Source organism: Azohydromonas lata NBRC 102462 (genome assembly GCF_001571085.1).
GTDB lineage: Bacteria > Pseudomonadota > Gammaproteobacteria > Burkholderiales > Burkholderiaceae_C > Azohydromonas > Azohydromonas lata.
Genome location: NZ_BCTC01000007.1, coordinates 19,535 through 33,580, shown reverse-complemented (window position 1 = coordinate 33,580; position 14,046 = coordinate 19,535). Strand labels below are relative to the sequence as shown.

Annotated in this window: 12 protein-coding genes; all 12 read right to left on the bottom strand. The window is 70.1% G+C overall.

Annotated elements, in window-relative coordinates:
- Nucleotides 1-32: 32 nt before the first annotated feature.
- Nucleotides 33-2,336 (bottom strand): PQQ-dependent sugar dehydrogenase, encoded by a 2,304-nt coding sequence (locus ALA01S_RS04480; protein ID WP_066332566.1) that lies wholly within the window; start codon nt 2,334-2,336, stop codon nt 33-35.
- A gap of 118 nt (nt 2,337-2,454) precedes the next feature.
- Nucleotides 2,455-3,174, bottom strand: a complete 720-nt coding sequence (locus tag ALA01S_RS04475) for an RNA polymerase sigma factor FliA (RefSeq protein ID WP_066332746.1) — start codon at nt 3,172-3,174, stop codon at nt 2,455-2,457.
- 25 nt (nt 3,175-3,199) lie between these two features.
- Nucleotides 3,200-4,012, bottom strand: coding sequence for a hypothetical protein (locus ALA01S_RS04470; RefSeq protein WP_066332564.1), 813 nt, complete (start codon nt 4,010-4,012; stop codon nt 3,200-3,202).
- 14 nt (nt 4,013-4,026) lie between these two features.
- Nucleotides 4,027-5,595, bottom strand: coding sequence for a flagellar biosynthesis GTPase FlhF (flhF, locus tag ALA01S_RS04465; RefSeq protein ID WP_066332563.1), 1,569 nt, complete (start codon nt 5,593-5,595; stop codon nt 4,027-4,029).
- Nucleotides 5,592-7,682, bottom strand: coding sequence for a flagellar biosynthesis protein FlhA (gene flhA / locus ALA01S_RS04460; RefSeq protein WP_066332561.1), 2,091 nt, complete (start codon nt 7,680-7,682; stop codon nt 5,592-5,594). Before flhA ends, flhF begins: the two co-directional genes overlap by 4 nt.
- A 170-nt stretch (nt 7,683-7,852) precedes the next feature.
- Nucleotides 7,853-8,992 (bottom strand): flagellar biosynthesis protein FlhB, encoded by a 1,140-nt coding sequence (gene flhB / locus ALA01S_RS04455; protein WP_066332558.1) that lies wholly within the window; start codon nt 8,990-8,992, stop codon nt 7,853-7,855.
- A gap of 148 nt (nt 8,993-9,140) precedes the next feature.
- Nucleotides 9,141-9,782, bottom strand: coding sequence for a protein phosphatase CheZ (locus tag ALA01S_RS04450; protein WP_066332553.1), 642 nt, complete (start codon nt 9,780-9,782; stop codon nt 9,141-9,143).
- A gap of 19 nt (nt 9,783-9,801) precedes the next feature.
- Complete coding sequence (cheY, locus tag ALA01S_RS04445) at nt 9,802-10,203, bottom strand: chemotaxis response regulator CheY (protein ID WP_066332550.1); 402 nt, start codon at nt 10,201-10,203, stop codon at nt 9,802-9,804.
- Nucleotides 10,200-11,174 carry a flagellar motor protein MotB gene (gene motB / locus ALA01S_RS04440; RefSeq protein WP_066332546.1) on the bottom strand — a complete coding sequence of 325 codons (975 nt, stop codon included), beginning with the start codon at nt 11,172-11,174 and terminating at the stop codon, nt 10,200-10,202. The genes cheY and motB overlap by 4 nt, the downstream gene beginning before the upstream one ends.
- Before the next feature lie 33 nt (nt 11,175-11,207).
- Complete coding sequence (gene motA / locus ALA01S_RS04435) at nt 11,208-12,068, bottom strand: flagellar motor stator protein MotA (protein ID WP_066332544.1); 861 nt, start codon at nt 12,066-12,068, stop codon at nt 11,208-11,210.
- Between the two features lie 84 nt (nt 12,069-12,152).
- Nucleotides 12,153-13,340 carry an HD-GYP domain-containing protein gene (locus tag ALA01S_RS04430; RefSeq protein ID WP_066332543.1) on the bottom strand — a complete coding sequence of 396 codons (1,188 nt, stop codon included), beginning with the start codon at nt 13,338-13,340 and terminating at the stop codon, nt 12,153-12,155.
- A 146-nt stretch (nt 13,341-13,486) separates the two neighbouring features.
- Nucleotides 13,487-14,026, bottom strand: a complete 540-nt coding sequence (gene flhC, locus ALA01S_RS04425; RefSeq protein WP_066332542.1) for a flagellar transcriptional regulator FlhC — start codon at nt 14,024-14,026, stop codon at nt 13,487-13,489.
- Nucleotides 14,027-14,046: the final 20 nt, after the last annotated feature.

The window sequence follows — 14,046 nt, the reverse complement described above, 5'->3', positions numbered from 1 at the left end:
GCACGGTTTGTAGGAGTCAGCGACGCCCCGGCTCACGGATTGACGCCGCCGCTGTAGGGGCTCAGCCGCCAGACCTGGGTGCGCACGTTGCTGTGGTTGTTGTCGCTGGAGGTGCTGATGTAGAGCGAGCCGTCAGGCCCCTGCACCACGTGGCGCAGCCGCACGTTGAGCTCCTCCAGCAGCGGCGTGACGGCGCGCACGGCGTCGCCGGTGTCGGTGAGCTGCAGCACCAGCAGGCGGCGGCCCGACATCTGGCCGATGACCAGGGCATTGCGCCAGTCCTTCCAGACCGGTCCGGTGACGAAGGTGCCGCCGCCCGTGCCGCGCGCGGGCAGGCCGGAGCGCCAGGCCGGGCGCAGCGCGTCGGGATAGAGGCCCGTGTCCGTCATCCTGGTGCCGGCATAGCCGCAGTAGGTGAGCAACTGGCCGTTTGGGCAGCGCGCGCCGGGGCTGCCCAGCGGGCGCGGGCGCGGGTCCCAGCCGCCGTTGCCGGGGCGCAGCGGCGTGACCTCGTCGTCACTGCCGGGGCCGTGCTCTATCAGGTAGGGCCGCTGCGTGAACGGCTGCACCGCCAGCCCCTGCCCGTTGCGCAGGCCCACGACCCAGAGGCGCGCATCGCCCCCGGCCGGCGCCTGGTTGCCCGCGGCCGGGCGCCCCTCGCGGTCCACCCGCAGCACCTTGCCGCCCAAGGACTTGAGGTTCTGCGGCACGGGCCCCGCGCGCAGGTCGCCCGTGCTGATGAGCAAGTCCGTCCCCACGAAGGCCAGCGCCCCGCCGGAGTGCTGGCCGACCAGCCCGGGCTGGTTCTGGAACGGGATGCCGGTGACGATGTCGGTGCGTCCCTCCACCCCCGTCCAGTCCGGCTTCACGCGCAGCCGCACCACGCGGTTGTCGCGCACGCCGCCCAAGCTGGAAGCCATGAACACGTACACGCGGCGGTTGGCGGCGAACTCCGGGTCCAGCGCCAGGCCCAGCATGCCGCTGTTGGTGGCGCTCACGAAATCCGCCGGCGCGAAGAGCTGCCGGCGCTCGCCGCCGGGCAGGCGCGCCCACAGCCCCTTGCCGCGCTCGGTGTAGAGCATCACGCCCTCCGGCGCGAAGGCCATGTCCCAGACCTCGTAGACGTTGCGCATGAAGACCTCGCGCACCAGCGTGGGCGCGCCCGCGGGCAGCGCTTGGGCGCTGAGCTGCAAGCCGGCGTAGCCGCCGGCCTGCACGTCCATGGTCTGCTCGCCCTCGCCGGCCCCCAGCGTCCAGGTGCCCGGGCTGGCGCGCCCCTGGGTGTCGCTCACGGCCACGGTGCGGCCGACGCGGCTGCCGTCGTTTGGGCTGAAGCTCACGGCCACGCCGGCCACGGGCCGCCCGGCGGCGTTCATCACGTACACCGCGGGCTGGCGCGGCAGCGCGGTGTTGACCGGCGCCATCTGGTGGTTGCTGGCTTCCGGCACCTCCAGCCGCGCCCCGTCGGACAGCGCCGTGGCCCGGATCACGGCCTCGGCCAGCCCCGGCGTGCTGGCCGAGACGCGCTGCCGCCCGGCAATGGGCCCAAGCGTCCAGCTTCCCAGCCGCGCATTGCCCTGGCCGTTGGTGAGCACGTAGGCGCCGGTGATGGTCCCGCCGCCGTCCACCACCCGGAAGCGCACCGGCACGCCCACCACGGCCACGCCGTTGGCGTCCAGCACCCGCACCATGGGCGCCACGGGCAGCCGCGTGTTCACGGGCGCGCTCTGGCCCTGGCCCTGCACCACGCGCACGTCGGCCGGCGTGCCGGCGGCGGCCTCCTCGGACACCAGGCGCCAGGCCTGGGCGCAGTCGGCGCTCAAGGGCTGGCGCACGGCGGCGGCGCCTTCGGCATCCGCCGCGGCGGCCAGCGCCAGCCCGTCCTGTCGCGACACCACGCGCATCCAGCCGTCGCCCAAGGGCTGCAGCACGACGCGCTGGCTGGCCGTGTCGGCCCTGGCGCCTTGCGCATAGCCGGCGGCCTCGCTTTGCAAGGCCAGCTCGCTGTGCTGCGCCGTGAGGCGGTAGTCGCCATCGGCCAGCCGCTCCAGCCGCCAGCGCTGGTGTGCCAGCGACTGCCAATGCCCAAGCTGCAGCGCCGCCTGCTCGCGCACGGCGCCGCCCTGTACCTGCAGCACACGCAAGCTGCATTGGTTTTCCACTCGATACACCCCGTCGCCGGGCAGCCCCGGGCTCGCGGACGGCATGGCCGCCGCCGTCGCCGCAGCGCTGGCGCCCTCCTGGGCCCGCACCGGCAAGCCCGCCGCCACGGCGACCGCACCGCCCGCCACCCCCAAGGCGCGCAGCCAGGCGCGCCACTCCGCTTGAAACCGCATGGCAACCCCCAAGACCGTGAAAAGACGGCCGGGGAGAGAGCAAGGGTGGTGCCCTGGCGCGTTCGGGGCGTGCCTAAAGGGAGCTTGTGTTACAGGCGGGCGGCACGCGGCAGGCGCTTCACCACTCCCTGAGCTTGGAGCGCAGCCGCGCGATGCTCTGGCTGTGGAGCTGGCACACGCGCGACTCGGTCACGCCCAGCACGGCGGCGATCTCCTTGAGGTTCATGTCGTGCTCGTAATACATGCTCATGACGTACTGCTCGCGCTCGGGCAGCGCCTCGATGGCGGCCACCAGCGCCTCGCGCATGCGCCGGTCCTGCAGCCGGAACATGGGGTTGGCCTCGGCGTCGCCGACATGGCGGTCGAGGAACTCCTCGTCGCCGTCACCGTTGCCACCGCTCATGTCCTCCAGGTACAGCAACTGCGTGCCGCGCACCTTGCCCAGCATGTCCTGGTAGTCGGTCAGCGACAGGCCCATCTCCGCGGCGATCTCGCTCTCGATGGGCACGCGGCCCAGGCGGTGCTCCAGCTTGTGCACGGCCGCCTCGATCTCGCGCTGCTGGCGGCGGTTGCCGCGGCTCATCCAGTCGGCGCCGCGCAGCTCGTCGAGCATGGCGCCGCGAATGCGCTGCGTGGCAAAGGTTTCGAATTGCACGCCCTGATTGGCGTCGAAGCGGCCCAACGCATCGTTGAGGCCCATCATGCCGACCTGTATCAGGTCGGACAGCTCCACGTTGGCCGGCAGCTTGGCGATCATTTGATGCGCCAGCCTGCGCACCAGCGGGCTGTACTGCGTCAGCAGTGCGTCGGTGTCCAAGCGACCTTTGGCGGTGTACATATTCCAGCGCTCCAGGGCGTCCTGCTCAGTTGCGCGCGGGTAAGGCCGCGCCCCGGGCGGCATCGCCTCCGCCCGGATGCCAGTTCCCCGGCTCTTGTTCATCGTGTGCTTCCAGCAGCGCCGCGGCCAGTTGCGCCAGCGTGGGCGGCAGCGCGGGCTCCTGCGCGTCGCGCGCCGGGTCCAGCGCCACGCCGTGGCGCAGCCCCAGGTTGAGCCGGCTGCGCGCCCAACCGCCCAGGTGGCGCACGGCGCGCACGGCCTGCGGCGAGGTCATGGGCAGGCCCAGCAGCAGGTCGAACTGCGTGCAGCGGTGGCGCGCGGCCAGCAGCCGCAGGCTGGCCAGCGCGTGGGTGAGGCTGTCGTCGCCCTCGGCGGCCAGCAGCAGCGGCTGCAGCGCGCGGCCGCCGAAGAAGCGGCTGATCTCCGTGGCCGGCGCGTGCACCAGCAGCACGTCGCACTGCGGCGCCGCGGCCGCCAGGCGCTGCAGCCACTGCGCCGCGCCGCCGGCCACCTCGCGCAAGCCCTGCGACAGCCCGCGCGCAGCCACGTAGGACAGGCGCTCGCCCAGGGGCTCCAGGCCCAGCGCCGGGTCTTCCAGCACCGCCACGGAGGGCACGGGCGCGCTTTCGCTGGCGTCTATGACCAGCGCGTGGCAGGCCTGGGCGGCAAAGGCCGCCGTCAGCCGCTCCAGCAGCACGCCGGCGCAGGCCACGTGCGGGTTGCTGGCCACGGCGACGAAGCGCTGGTGCGCGCCGCCGCTGAAGAGCCGGCGCAAGCCCGCGGCTTGGTCGGTGCGGTCGCTCAGCGTCAAGGAATTGCGGTTGAAGAGACTGCGCATACCCCGCCGCTCCCTCAAAGCATGGCCTGTGCCGAGTCGGAACGGCCCGCGTTGGAAAACACCAGGTTCACGTCGTCAGTCTGCATCCGGTAGGCCGCTGCGCCGCCGGCGCGCAATGCGCGCTGCACCAGCGCGGTGGCCGACAGGCGGTGCCAGTCCTCGGGCACGCGCTGTCCGTTGGCCACGCCCACCACGCGCAGGCGGTGGCGGATGAGCGCGTCCAGCGCAGGCGCGAGCTTCACCGCCTCGTCCAGCTTGGACAGGATCACCCCGCGGCACTCCGCGGCACGCCAGGCCAGCATCACGTCGTCTATGGTCTCGGACTGCGAAGCGGCGTTGACCACCAGCAGCCGCCGGATGGACGGGTGCACCAGCATGTCCAGCAGCTCGCGCGTGCGCTCGTCGCGCTGCGCCATGCCGGCCGTGTCGATGATCACCATCTTCTTGCCGCCCAGCAGCGCCAGCAGGTCCTCCAGCGAGGCGCGGTCGTGCGCGGTGTGCACCGGCACGCCCAGGATGCGGCCGTAGGTGCGCAGCTGCTCATGGGCGCCCACCCGGTAGGCGTCCAGCGTCACCAGGCCGAGCTGCCCCGGGCCGTGGCGCGTGGCGCAGGCCGCGGCGAGCTTGGCGGTGGTGGTGGTCTTGCCCACGCCGGTGGAGCCGATGAGGGCGTAGACGCCGCCCTCGTCTTCCAGCGGCACCTCGGCCTCGGCGCTGCGCAGGTTGCGCTGCAGCACGCCCGCGGCCCAGGCCAGCGGCTCGGCCGTCTCCGCCGGCAGGCCCTGGCAGAGCTTGCGGATGAGCACAGGCGAGAAGCCGCAGTCCAGCAGCCGCTGCGTCAAGGCCGCCTGCGTGGGGCTGCGCTGGAGCTGGTCCACGTAGGCCATGGCATCGAAGCGCTGCTCGATGGCGCCGCGCATGGAGCGCAGCTCGTTGAGCATCTCCATCTGTTCGCGGCGCAGGTCTGCGGCCATGTCGCTGATCTCGGGCAGCACGACGTTGACGGCGGGCGGCTGTGCCAGCGGCGTCTGCAGCACCGGCACGGCCTCCAGCGGCACCTGCCCCGTGTAGAGGGACTCCGCCAGCGACGCGGGCGGCGGCGCGGGCGGCAGTTGCGCCTGATGCACGGGCAACTGCGCCTGAGGCACGGGCGCTTGCGGCTGGGCCGCCACCTGCATCGGCGCCGCGGCGCGCAAGGGCATTTCGGCCGCCGGGAGGGCGGGCGCTTGCGGCTGCGCGGGGCGCGTGATCTCGGCCTGGCGGCGCTTGAGCATGCGCTCGCGCACGTAGTCCTGGAACGACAGCGTGCTCATGGCCGCCGCCTCCTCATGGGCTGGCAGCTGCGCCAGCGGCTGGGCCTGAGGGCGGGCGGCCGACTGCACGGCGGCAGCCACCGCGGTTCGAGCAGGCAGCCCGGGCGTGAAGCGTTCAAGCTGGCGCACGCTCTCCGGCGGCATGGCCAGCATCTCCACGCCCTCGGCACAAGGGCGGGTGGAGAGCACGACGGCGTCTTCGCCGAAGGCCTGCTTGACCAGTTGAAGGGCCTCGCGCGAAGTGCGCGCTGTGAAGCGTTTGACGTTCATGCAGTGCCCCCGATGATCGAGGCGATTCGAATGGAGTGGGTTTCAGGAATCTCGCTGTGCGCCAGCACCTTCAGGCGTGGCGCAGCGCGCTTGAGCAGCCGCGCCATGGGCGCGCGGATGGCGTCAGGCACCAGCAGGCAGGCCGGCACGCCCAGCTCCTCCTGGCGCTGCGCGGTGTCGGCCGCGCCCTTGGACAGTGCCTCGGCCACGCCCGGGTCCAGCGCCGCGCCGTGCGGCGAGTTCAGCGCCTGTGCCACCAGGCGCTCCAGCCCCGGCTCTATGGCGATGACCTCGAGCTCGCGCACGGGCCCGTAGATCTGCTGGACGATGGCCGGCGACAGGTGCACGCGCACGCGGCGCGCCATCTCGGCCGCATCGGCCGCGGCGGCGGCATTTTCCGACAGGCACTCCACGATGGAGCGCATGTCGCGGATGTGCACGCCCTCTTCCAGCAGCAGCTGCAGCACCTTCTGCACCACCGGGATGGCCACGATCTTGGGAATCACGTCTTCGATGAGCTTGGGTGCGAGCTTGGCCACATGGTCCACCAACTGTTGCGTTTCCACGCGGCCCAACAGCTTCGCGGCATGGACCTGCATCAAGTGTGAGAGGTGGGTGGCCACCACGGTCGAGCAATCAACCACGGTAAAGCCGCTCATTTGAGCCTGCTCGCGCAGCCGCTCCTCCACCCACACCGCGGGCAGGCCGAAAGCCGGGTCGGTGGTGGCGGTGCCGGGCAGCTGCTGCGTGGCGCCGCCGGGGTTGATGGCCAGCAGCATGCCGGGGAACGCCTCGCCCTCGCCCACCACGGCGCCGCGCAGCGTCACGCGGTACACGCTTGGGCGCAGCTCCAGGTTGTCGCGGATGTGCACCGCCGGCGGCAAGAAGCCCACCTCCTGCGCAAACTTCTTGCGCACGCCCTTGATGCGGGTGAGCAGGTCGCCGTTGCGGGTCTTGTCCACCAGCGTGATGAGCCGGTAGCCCACCTCCAGGCCCAGCGTGTCCACGGGCACCAGGTCGTCCCAGCTGGCCTCGGCGTCGGCCGGGCGCTCCACGGGAGCCGCGGGCTGCTGCGGCTGCAGCGCGCGGCGCTGCGCGGCCTGCTGCAGCTTCCAGGCCACCGCGCCCAGCGCCGCGGCCAGCAGCAGGAACACCAGGTGCGGCATGCCCGGGATCAGGCCCAGCCCGCCCACGATGGCCGCGGCGATGGCCAGCGCGCGCGGCGAGCCGAAGAGCTGGCCGCCGATCTGGCTGCCGATGTCCGCGTCCTTGCCCACGCGCGAGACCACCATGGCCGAGGCCACGGAGATCAGCAGGCCCGGGATCTGCGCCACCAGCGCGTCGCCCACGGCCAGCAGGATGTACGAGTTGGCGGCGTCGGCGGCGCTGAGGTCGTGCTGCGCCATGCCGATGATGAAGCCGCCCACCATGTTGATGAACAGGATCAGCAGGCCCGCCATCGCGTCGCCGCGCACGTACTTGCTGGCACCGTCCATGGAGCCGAAGAACTCGGCCTCGTCGCCCACCTCGGCGCGGCGGCGCTTGGCCTCCTTCTCGTCGATCAGGCCGGCGTTGAGGTCGGCATCGATGGCCATCTGCTTGCCGGGCATGGCGTCCAGCGTGAAGCGCGCGCCAACCTCGGCGATGCGCTCGGCGCCCTTGGTGATCACGATGAAGTTGATCACCACCAGCACCGCGAACACGATCAGGCCCACGGCGAAGTTGCCGCCGATGAGGAAGTGGCCGAAGGCCTCGATGACGTGGCCGGCCGCGCCCGTGCCCGTGTGGCCGTTGAGCAGCACCACGCGCGTGGAGGCGACGTTGAGCGACAGCCGCAACAGCGTCGTGACCAGCAGCACCGCGGGGAAGGAGGCGAAGTCCAGCGGCCTGACCATGCTGGAGGCCACCAGCATCACGATCAGGGCCATGGCGATGTTGAAGGTGAAGAACACGTCCAGCACGAAGACCGGAAGCGGCAACACCATCATGGCCAGCACCATGACCACGAACAGCGGCGCACCGAGCGTGCGCACGAAGTCCGGCTTCACGCCCAGCATCGCCTGCAGCCGAGCGAGATAGGAGTTCATGGGGGAGGATTGTTCCGGGGCGTGGCGGCGACTTGAGCCGGATTAGAAGGCCGAAAACGGCGCTGTTCACCCACGGCACGACGCAGCTTGCGACAACGCAAAAAATTGCCGTTTCCCGACGCCCGCGGTGCCAGCGTCCGTAGCGCAGCCGCCGCCGCGGGCGCGGCGCGTCAATGCGGCGTCTTGTTCAGCGGGTCCATCTCCGGCGGCACGGGCAGCGATGCCGGCGCCACGGGCATGGCGCCGCGCCCGGCCATGGCCGCGCGCAACTGCCACACGTAGGCCAGCACCTGCGCCACCGCGGCGTACAGCGCGCCGGGGATCTCGCGGTCCAGGTCGCCGTGGGCGTAGAGCGCACGCGCCAGCGGCGGCGCCTCCAGCAGCGGCACCTGGTGCTCGCGCGCGACCTCGCGTATGCGCTGCGCCATGAGGTCCGTGCCCAGCGCGACCACCTTGGGCGCGGCCATGGAGGCCTCGTCGTACTGCAGCGCCACGGCGTAGTGCGTCGGGTTGGTCACCACCAGGTCGGCCTTGGGCACGGCCGAGAGCATGCGCTTGCGCGACATCTCGCGCATGCGCTGGCGGATCTGGCCCTTGACCTCCGGGTTGCCCTCGGCTTCCTTGTGCTCCTGCTTGGCCTCCTGGTGGCTCATGCGCAGCCGCTTGAGCAGCAAGAAGCGCTGCAGCGGCACGTCCACCAGCGCAAACAGCGCCAGCGCCCCGATGAGCAGCGCCAGCCCGCCGTAGACGCGCGAGGTGCCCTCGGCCAGCGCCGCGGGCAGCGGCAGCGACAGCAGCGCGGTGAAGTCGCCCAGGTGCGCGCGCAAGTACAGCCCGCCCACCACGCCCAGCACCAGCGCCAGCAGGCTGACCTTGAGCGTCTGCACCAGCTGGTCCTTGGACACCAGCCGCCCAAGGCCCGTGATCGGGTTGAAGCGGGTGAAGTCCGGGCGCAGCGCCTGCGTGGCGAAGTTCCAGCCCCCGCCGCCCAGGGCCGCGCCCACCGCCACCAGCGCCATGAGCAGGCCCATCGGCAGCACCACCAGCAGCATGGGCAGCACCAGGTCCATGAGGCGCTGCCCCATGGCCTCCGGGTGCATCAGCACCTGGTGGTCGAAACGCAGCCCGTGCACCAGGATCCTGCGCAACCAGTCGGCCAGCGGCCGCGCCCCGGCCACCAGCGCCAGCCCGCCCACGGCCATGGCCGCGAAATGGCCCAGGTCGCGCGAACGCGCCACCTGGCCCTCTTCGCGGGCCTTGCGTATCTTGCGTTCTGACGCCGGTAAGTCGCGGTCCTGGTCATCAGCCATGGCTGTGCCTCAGTGGGAAAGCGCGCGATGATGCGCCCGCGCGCGCGGCCGCGGCGGGCCAAAAAGCGGCGCCTATGCCGCGCAATACGAAAAGCCGCCCGCGGGCGGCTTCGCTTGGGAGCCTGGCTGCGCGGCCGGCGCGCCGGGCTCAGAAGCCCAGGCTGGCCAGCAGGTCGTCGACTTCGCTCTGGTCGGTGACGACGTCGGTGCGGCCCTCGGCATCGACCACCGGGCCGTCGAGCTCGGCCACTTGGGCGGTGGCCATGTTGTGCATCTTTTCACGCTGCTCGGGCGGCACCACCTGCACCAGCAGCTTGAGCAGCCCGTCTTCGAGCTCGTTGGCCAGGGTCACGACCTTGGCCACCACCTGGCCGGTGAGGTCGTGGAAGTCCTGCGCCATCATGATGTCGGTGAGGTGCCCGTCGATGCGCGAGGAGGCCGTCTCCACGTCGTGCATGAAGTTCATCACCGCGCCGGAGGCCACGGCCTTGACGGGGTTGCTCACCATGGCGGCGGCGATTTCGCGCGTGGCGTCGCTGATGCGCTTTTGCTCGATCTTGGCCTCTTCGACCAGGTTGAGCACCTTGGTGGCGGCGTCGGCCGTCTTGGTGGCGATGTACTGCAGCCGGCTGCGCGCGTCGGGCAGGCCGTCGGTGGCGGTCTGCAGCCGCGGCATCACGTCGAGCTGCTGCATGGTGTCGTGCAGCATGCGCGTGATGGCGCCGAGCTGCTGGAACACCTCGGGAGAGACGATCAGCGGATTGCTGGGCGTGGTCAGGTCGAAGTTCATGATCGCTGGCTCCTTCGCCTCAAGCCTTTGCGGCCGTCATCTTCTGCAGGATCTTCTGCACCTTCTCTTCCAGCGTCGCCTTGGTGAAAGGCTTGACGATGTAGCCGGCCGCCCCGCTTTGCGCCGCACGCACGATGTCCTCCTTGCGCGCCTCGGCCGTCACCATGAGCACCGGCAGGTGCTTGAGCGCCGGGTCCGCCTTGACGGAGGCCAGCAGCTCGAAGCCGTTCATGTTGGGCATGTTGATGTCGCTGACGACGAAGTCGAACTTCTGGTTCTTGAGCATGCTCAGCGCAATGGCACCATCCTCGGCCTCGTCGGCGTTGTGGCAACCCATTTCCTTGAGCAGCCCGCGCACGATGCGGCGCATGGTGGAGAAGTCGTCGACGATCAGGAATTTCAGATCGGAAGGGTTGCTCATGGTGTGATTCGGGGACGGATGTTGGGAGGAACCGGCGTTGCCGGCGCCACGGTGCCAGGAGAAGCCGGCTCAGGCGCGGAGTCCAGGGCTTCGGCAAGGTCGGAAGCGTTGCGGAAGAAACGTTCTTCGGCTTCGCGGTTCATGACGAGAATGCTGATGCGCCGATTTTGCGGGTTCAGCGGGTCTTTGGGATCGAAAAGCACGCTGGAGGCCAGGCCCTGCACGCGCAGCACGCGATCTTCGGGCAGCCCCGCGCCAATGAGCTCGCGGCGGCTGGCGTTGGCGCGGTCGCTGGAGAGCTCCCAGTTGCTGTAGCCGCGCTCGCCGCCGGAGTAGAGCTGCGCGTCGGTGTGGCCTTCGAGCGTGAGGCGGTTGGAGATGTCGGCCAGCGTCTGGCCGATCTCGCGCAGCAGCTCGCGCATGTAGGGCTGCACCACGGCGCTGCCGGTGGCGAACATGGGGCGGTTGCGCTCGTCGACGATTTGTATGCGCAAACCGTCGCGCACCATCTCCACCTTGATCTGCGAGGACATCTGCGCCAGGCGCGGGTTCTCGCCCAGCTTGGACAACACCTTGGCGCGCAGCGCCTCCAGGCGGCGGCGCTCCTGGCGCGCCTGCTCGGCCTTGAGCTGCCTGACGGCCTCGGCCGGGTCGGGGTCGCTTTTCTTGACCTGCCCGGCGCTGCGCGTGAGGTCCTGCCCGCCGCCCTTGATGATGCTTTGCGCGTCGCCCGTGCTGTTGCCCGTCTGGCCCATCACCATGACCTTCAGCGGCGCGTTGAAGTAGTCGGCAATGCCCTTGCGGTCGCCCTCGGTGACCGAGCCCATCAGCCACATCAGCAGGAAGAAGGCCATCATCGCCGTGACGAAGTCGGCATAGGCGATCTTCCAGGCACCGCCGTGGTGCCCGTGGCCGCCCTTCTTCACCCGCTTGATGATGATGGGCTGCAGCTTCTTGTTGTCGCCTGCCATGGAATGGTCCTGCCGGGTGCCTGCGCCGCCGGTTTACTTCTTGCCCTTGACGTGGCTTTCGAGCTCGGCGAAGGTGGGCCGCTCGGTCGAGTACAGCACCTTGCGTCCAAACTCCACGGCCACCTGCGGCGCGTAACCCTGCATGGAGGCCAGCAGCGTGGTCTTGATGCACTGCAGCTCCTTGGTGCTTTCGTCGATCTTCTGTTCCATGAGCCCGGCCAGCGGCTCGAAGATGGCGTAGGACAGCAAGATGCCCAGGAAGGTCCCCACGAGGGCCGAGCCGATCATGGCGCCCAGCACCGCCGGGGGCTGGCCCACGGAGCCCATGGTGTTGACCACCCCCAGCACGGCCGCCACGATGCCGAAGGCCGGCAGGCCGCCGGCCACCCGCGTCATGGCCGCCGCCGGCGCATGCGCCTCGGCGTGGTGGGTATCGATCTCGCTGTCCATGAGGCTTTCAATCTCATGCGCATTGAGGTTGCCCGAGACCATCATGCGCAAGTAGTCGGTGATGAACTCCACCACGTGGTGGTCGGCGCTGACCGAGGGGTAGCGCTGAAACAGCGCGGACTCGCCGGGCGACTCCACGTCGTTCTCGATGGCGATCAGGCCTTCCTTGCGCGCCTTTTGCAGGATGTCGTAGAGCAGCGCCATGAGCTCCAGGTAGCGTGTCTTGCTGTACTTGGAGCCCTTGAAGCACGCGGCCACCCCGCGCCCCGTGGCCTTGAGCACCTTGGGCTGGTTGTTCGCCACGAACGCGCCAGCCGCCGCGCCACCGATGGTGATCAGCTCGAACGGCAGCGCATGCAACACGACGGAAATATTCCCGCCGTGAGCCACGAACACACCAAAAACGCAGGCCAGCGCAACACCCCAGCCAATGAAAACGAACATGAAAGGTGGAGAGTTTTTGAGTGTTTCTGTTATCGGCCCACGATAGGGAGGATTTAAGAAACCCTCTGCCGCGCGCCCTTCGGTTCAGCGCAACAGCGCCAACAACTTCTCATGATTGGGCCGCTCGCGCACCTTGGTGCAATCGAGCGCGGACTTTACGGCGTAGCCGGGCAAGGCAGTGTCACGCAAGCGTGGACGGAACACGGGAGCGCCCTGCGCGTCCGTGAAGGCCGCCACGCGCGGCGCGTTGGCGCGGCTGCCGCGCGACAGCACCAGGGCCTGCTCGCCGCCGGCCAGTTGCACGAAGCTGCCCGGCGGGTACATGCCCATGGTCTTGAGCAGCGCCGAGCCGATCTCGTCGGCGTGCCCGTCGGCGTCCAGGCAGGCCTCGCGCAGCGCACGCAGGCCCGACAGCGGCGCGCGGCGCCCGCGGCGGCTGAGCTTGGCGCAGAAGATGTCCACGCGGCGCAGCAGTTGCGCGGCCTGCTGCGCCGGGGTGAGCTGCTCCGGCGGCGTGGTGGCGTTTTGCGCGTCGTGGTGCAGCATCACGGCGCTGAGCCACACCGCATCGGTCACGCCCGCAGCGGCCAGCAGCCGCGCCGCCTCGCGCGGATGGTTGGCCACTTGCATCCGCATGCCCGTGCTCAGCCCCGTGTCGCGCTGCGCCAGCATGTCCTGCAACGCGCGCATGGCCACGTTCATGGTCAGCGCCGCGTTCTCCAGCGATTCCACCATCTCCGTGCTCCAGCCCATGGCGCGCGCGCACTCGCCGGCAATGAGCATGCAGCGCAGCGCCTGGTGGCAGCTGTAGAGGTTGGCGTGCATGCCGCCGGTGTAGATGAGGTGGCACACGGAGGCGTCCAGCGCGCGCTCGGCCACCTGGCGCACGCGCTGGCGCACCGAGCACAGCTCGCGCACCCAGCCCGGATCCGCTCGCGGCTCGCGCAGCACCGAATCCAGCGCCACCACCAGCGTGGACCACTCCCGGCCCAGGCTCAGCCGCTTTTGCACGGCGCCGTACTCGTCGAAGTCGTCCTCGTCGTCCTCGGCGATCTTGCGCCGCTTGGAGACGTCCACGCCCATGAGCTGGCGCCGCCAGGCCATGCTTTGCGCCTCGTCGGCAAACAGCTCCCAGCGCAGCAGGTAGGTCAGCGTGTTGGGCTCGATCTGCTGCCCCGCGGCCAGCAGCAACCGGCCTTTGCCGTCAAAGACGTCAAAGGGCAGTTCGTTGTTGGTCTCCAGGTAGGGCTGCGGAAAGGGAACGAGCTTCACGGAGGGACGGCGGCAGGCGCATGGGCGGGCGCCGTGGCGGGCGCGGGCCAGAAGTTATCGGCACGGGCGGCAGCGAACTTGAGCTGCATCAACGTTGCGCCAGAGCGGGCCCGCGTGCGCGGCGGGCCGCTGGAGCGGCGGCGGCGTCAGTGCATGGACAGGCTGCCCGCGGCCTTGCCCTTGCCCGCGCGCGCCGGCGGATTGCACAGCCCGCACACGTAGTGCTTGGCGATCTCGTGCGGGTGCGTCACGAAGTGGCCGCCGCAGCGGCTGCACTTGGTCATGGCCAGCATGCCGTTGTCCACGAACTTGACCAGGCGCCAGGCGCGCGTGACCGACAGCAGCGGCTCCAGCCCCTGGGAGCTTGTGTGCTCCAGGTAGAGCTGGTAGGCCTTGATGATGATGTCGATGTCCTCCAGCGCCGCGCTCTTGTTCAGGTACTCGTGGATGTTGAGGAAGAGGCTGGCGTGGATGTTGGGCTGCCAGGTCATGAACCAGTCCGTGGAAAACGGCAGCTGGCCCTTGCTGGGGCTCTTGCCCGACACTTCCTTATAGAGGCGCAGCAGCCGCTCGTAGCTCAGGTCGGTTTCGCTCTCCAGCACCTGCAGCCGGGCCCCCAGGTTGATCAGCGTGACGGCGCGTTCGATCTGGCGGGCTTCGGAGAGGATGCTTTTGTTGCGGGCCATGGCGGAATTTGGTGACTGCG

What these genes read in the sequence shown, in the direction of transcription:
- ALA01S_RS04480 (WP_066332566.1), bottom strand. Translation starts at nt 2,336, where the DNA reads ATGCGGTTTCAAGCGGAGTGGCGCGCCTGGCTGCGCGCCTTGGGGGTG.
- ALA01S_RS04475 (WP_066332746.1), bottom strand. Translation starts at nt 3,174, where the DNA reads ATGTACACCGCCAAAGGTCGCTTGGACACCGACGCACTGCTGACGCAG.
- ALA01S_RS04470 (WP_066332564.1), bottom strand. Translation starts at nt 4,012, where the DNA reads ATGCGCAGTCTCTTCAACCGCAATTCCTTGACGCTGAGCGACCGCACC.
- flhF (WP_066332563.1), bottom strand. Translation starts at nt 5,595, where the DNA reads ATGAACGTCAAACGCTTCACAGCGCGCACTTCGCGCGAGGCCCTTCAA.
- flhA (WP_066332561.1), bottom strand. Translation starts at nt 7,682, where the DNA reads ATGAACTCCTATCTCGCTCGGCTGCAGGCGATGCTGGGCGTGAAGCCG.
- flhB (WP_066332558.1), bottom strand. Translation starts at nt 8,992, where the DNA reads ATGGCTGATGACCAGGACCGCGACTTACCGGCGTCAGAACGCAAGATA.
- ALA01S_RS04450 (WP_066332553.1), bottom strand. Translation starts at nt 9,782, where the DNA reads ATGAACTTCGACCTGACCACGCCCAGCAATCCGCTGATCGTCTCTCCC.
- cheY (WP_066332550.1), bottom strand. Translation starts at nt 10,203, where the DNA reads ATGAGCAACCCTTCCGATCTGAAATTCCTGATCGTCGACGACTTCTCC.
- motB (WP_066332546.1), bottom strand. Translation starts at nt 11,174, where the DNA reads ATGGCAGGCGACAACAAGAAGCTGCAGCCCATCATCATCAAGCGGGTG.
- motA (WP_066332544.1), bottom strand. Translation starts at nt 12,068, where the DNA reads ATGTTCGTTTTCATTGGCTGGGGTGTTGCGCTGGCCTGCGTTTTTGGT.
- flhC (WP_066332542.1), bottom strand. Translation starts at nt 14,026, where the DNA reads ATGGCCCGCAACAAAAGCATCCTCTCCGAAGCCCGCCAGATCGAACGC.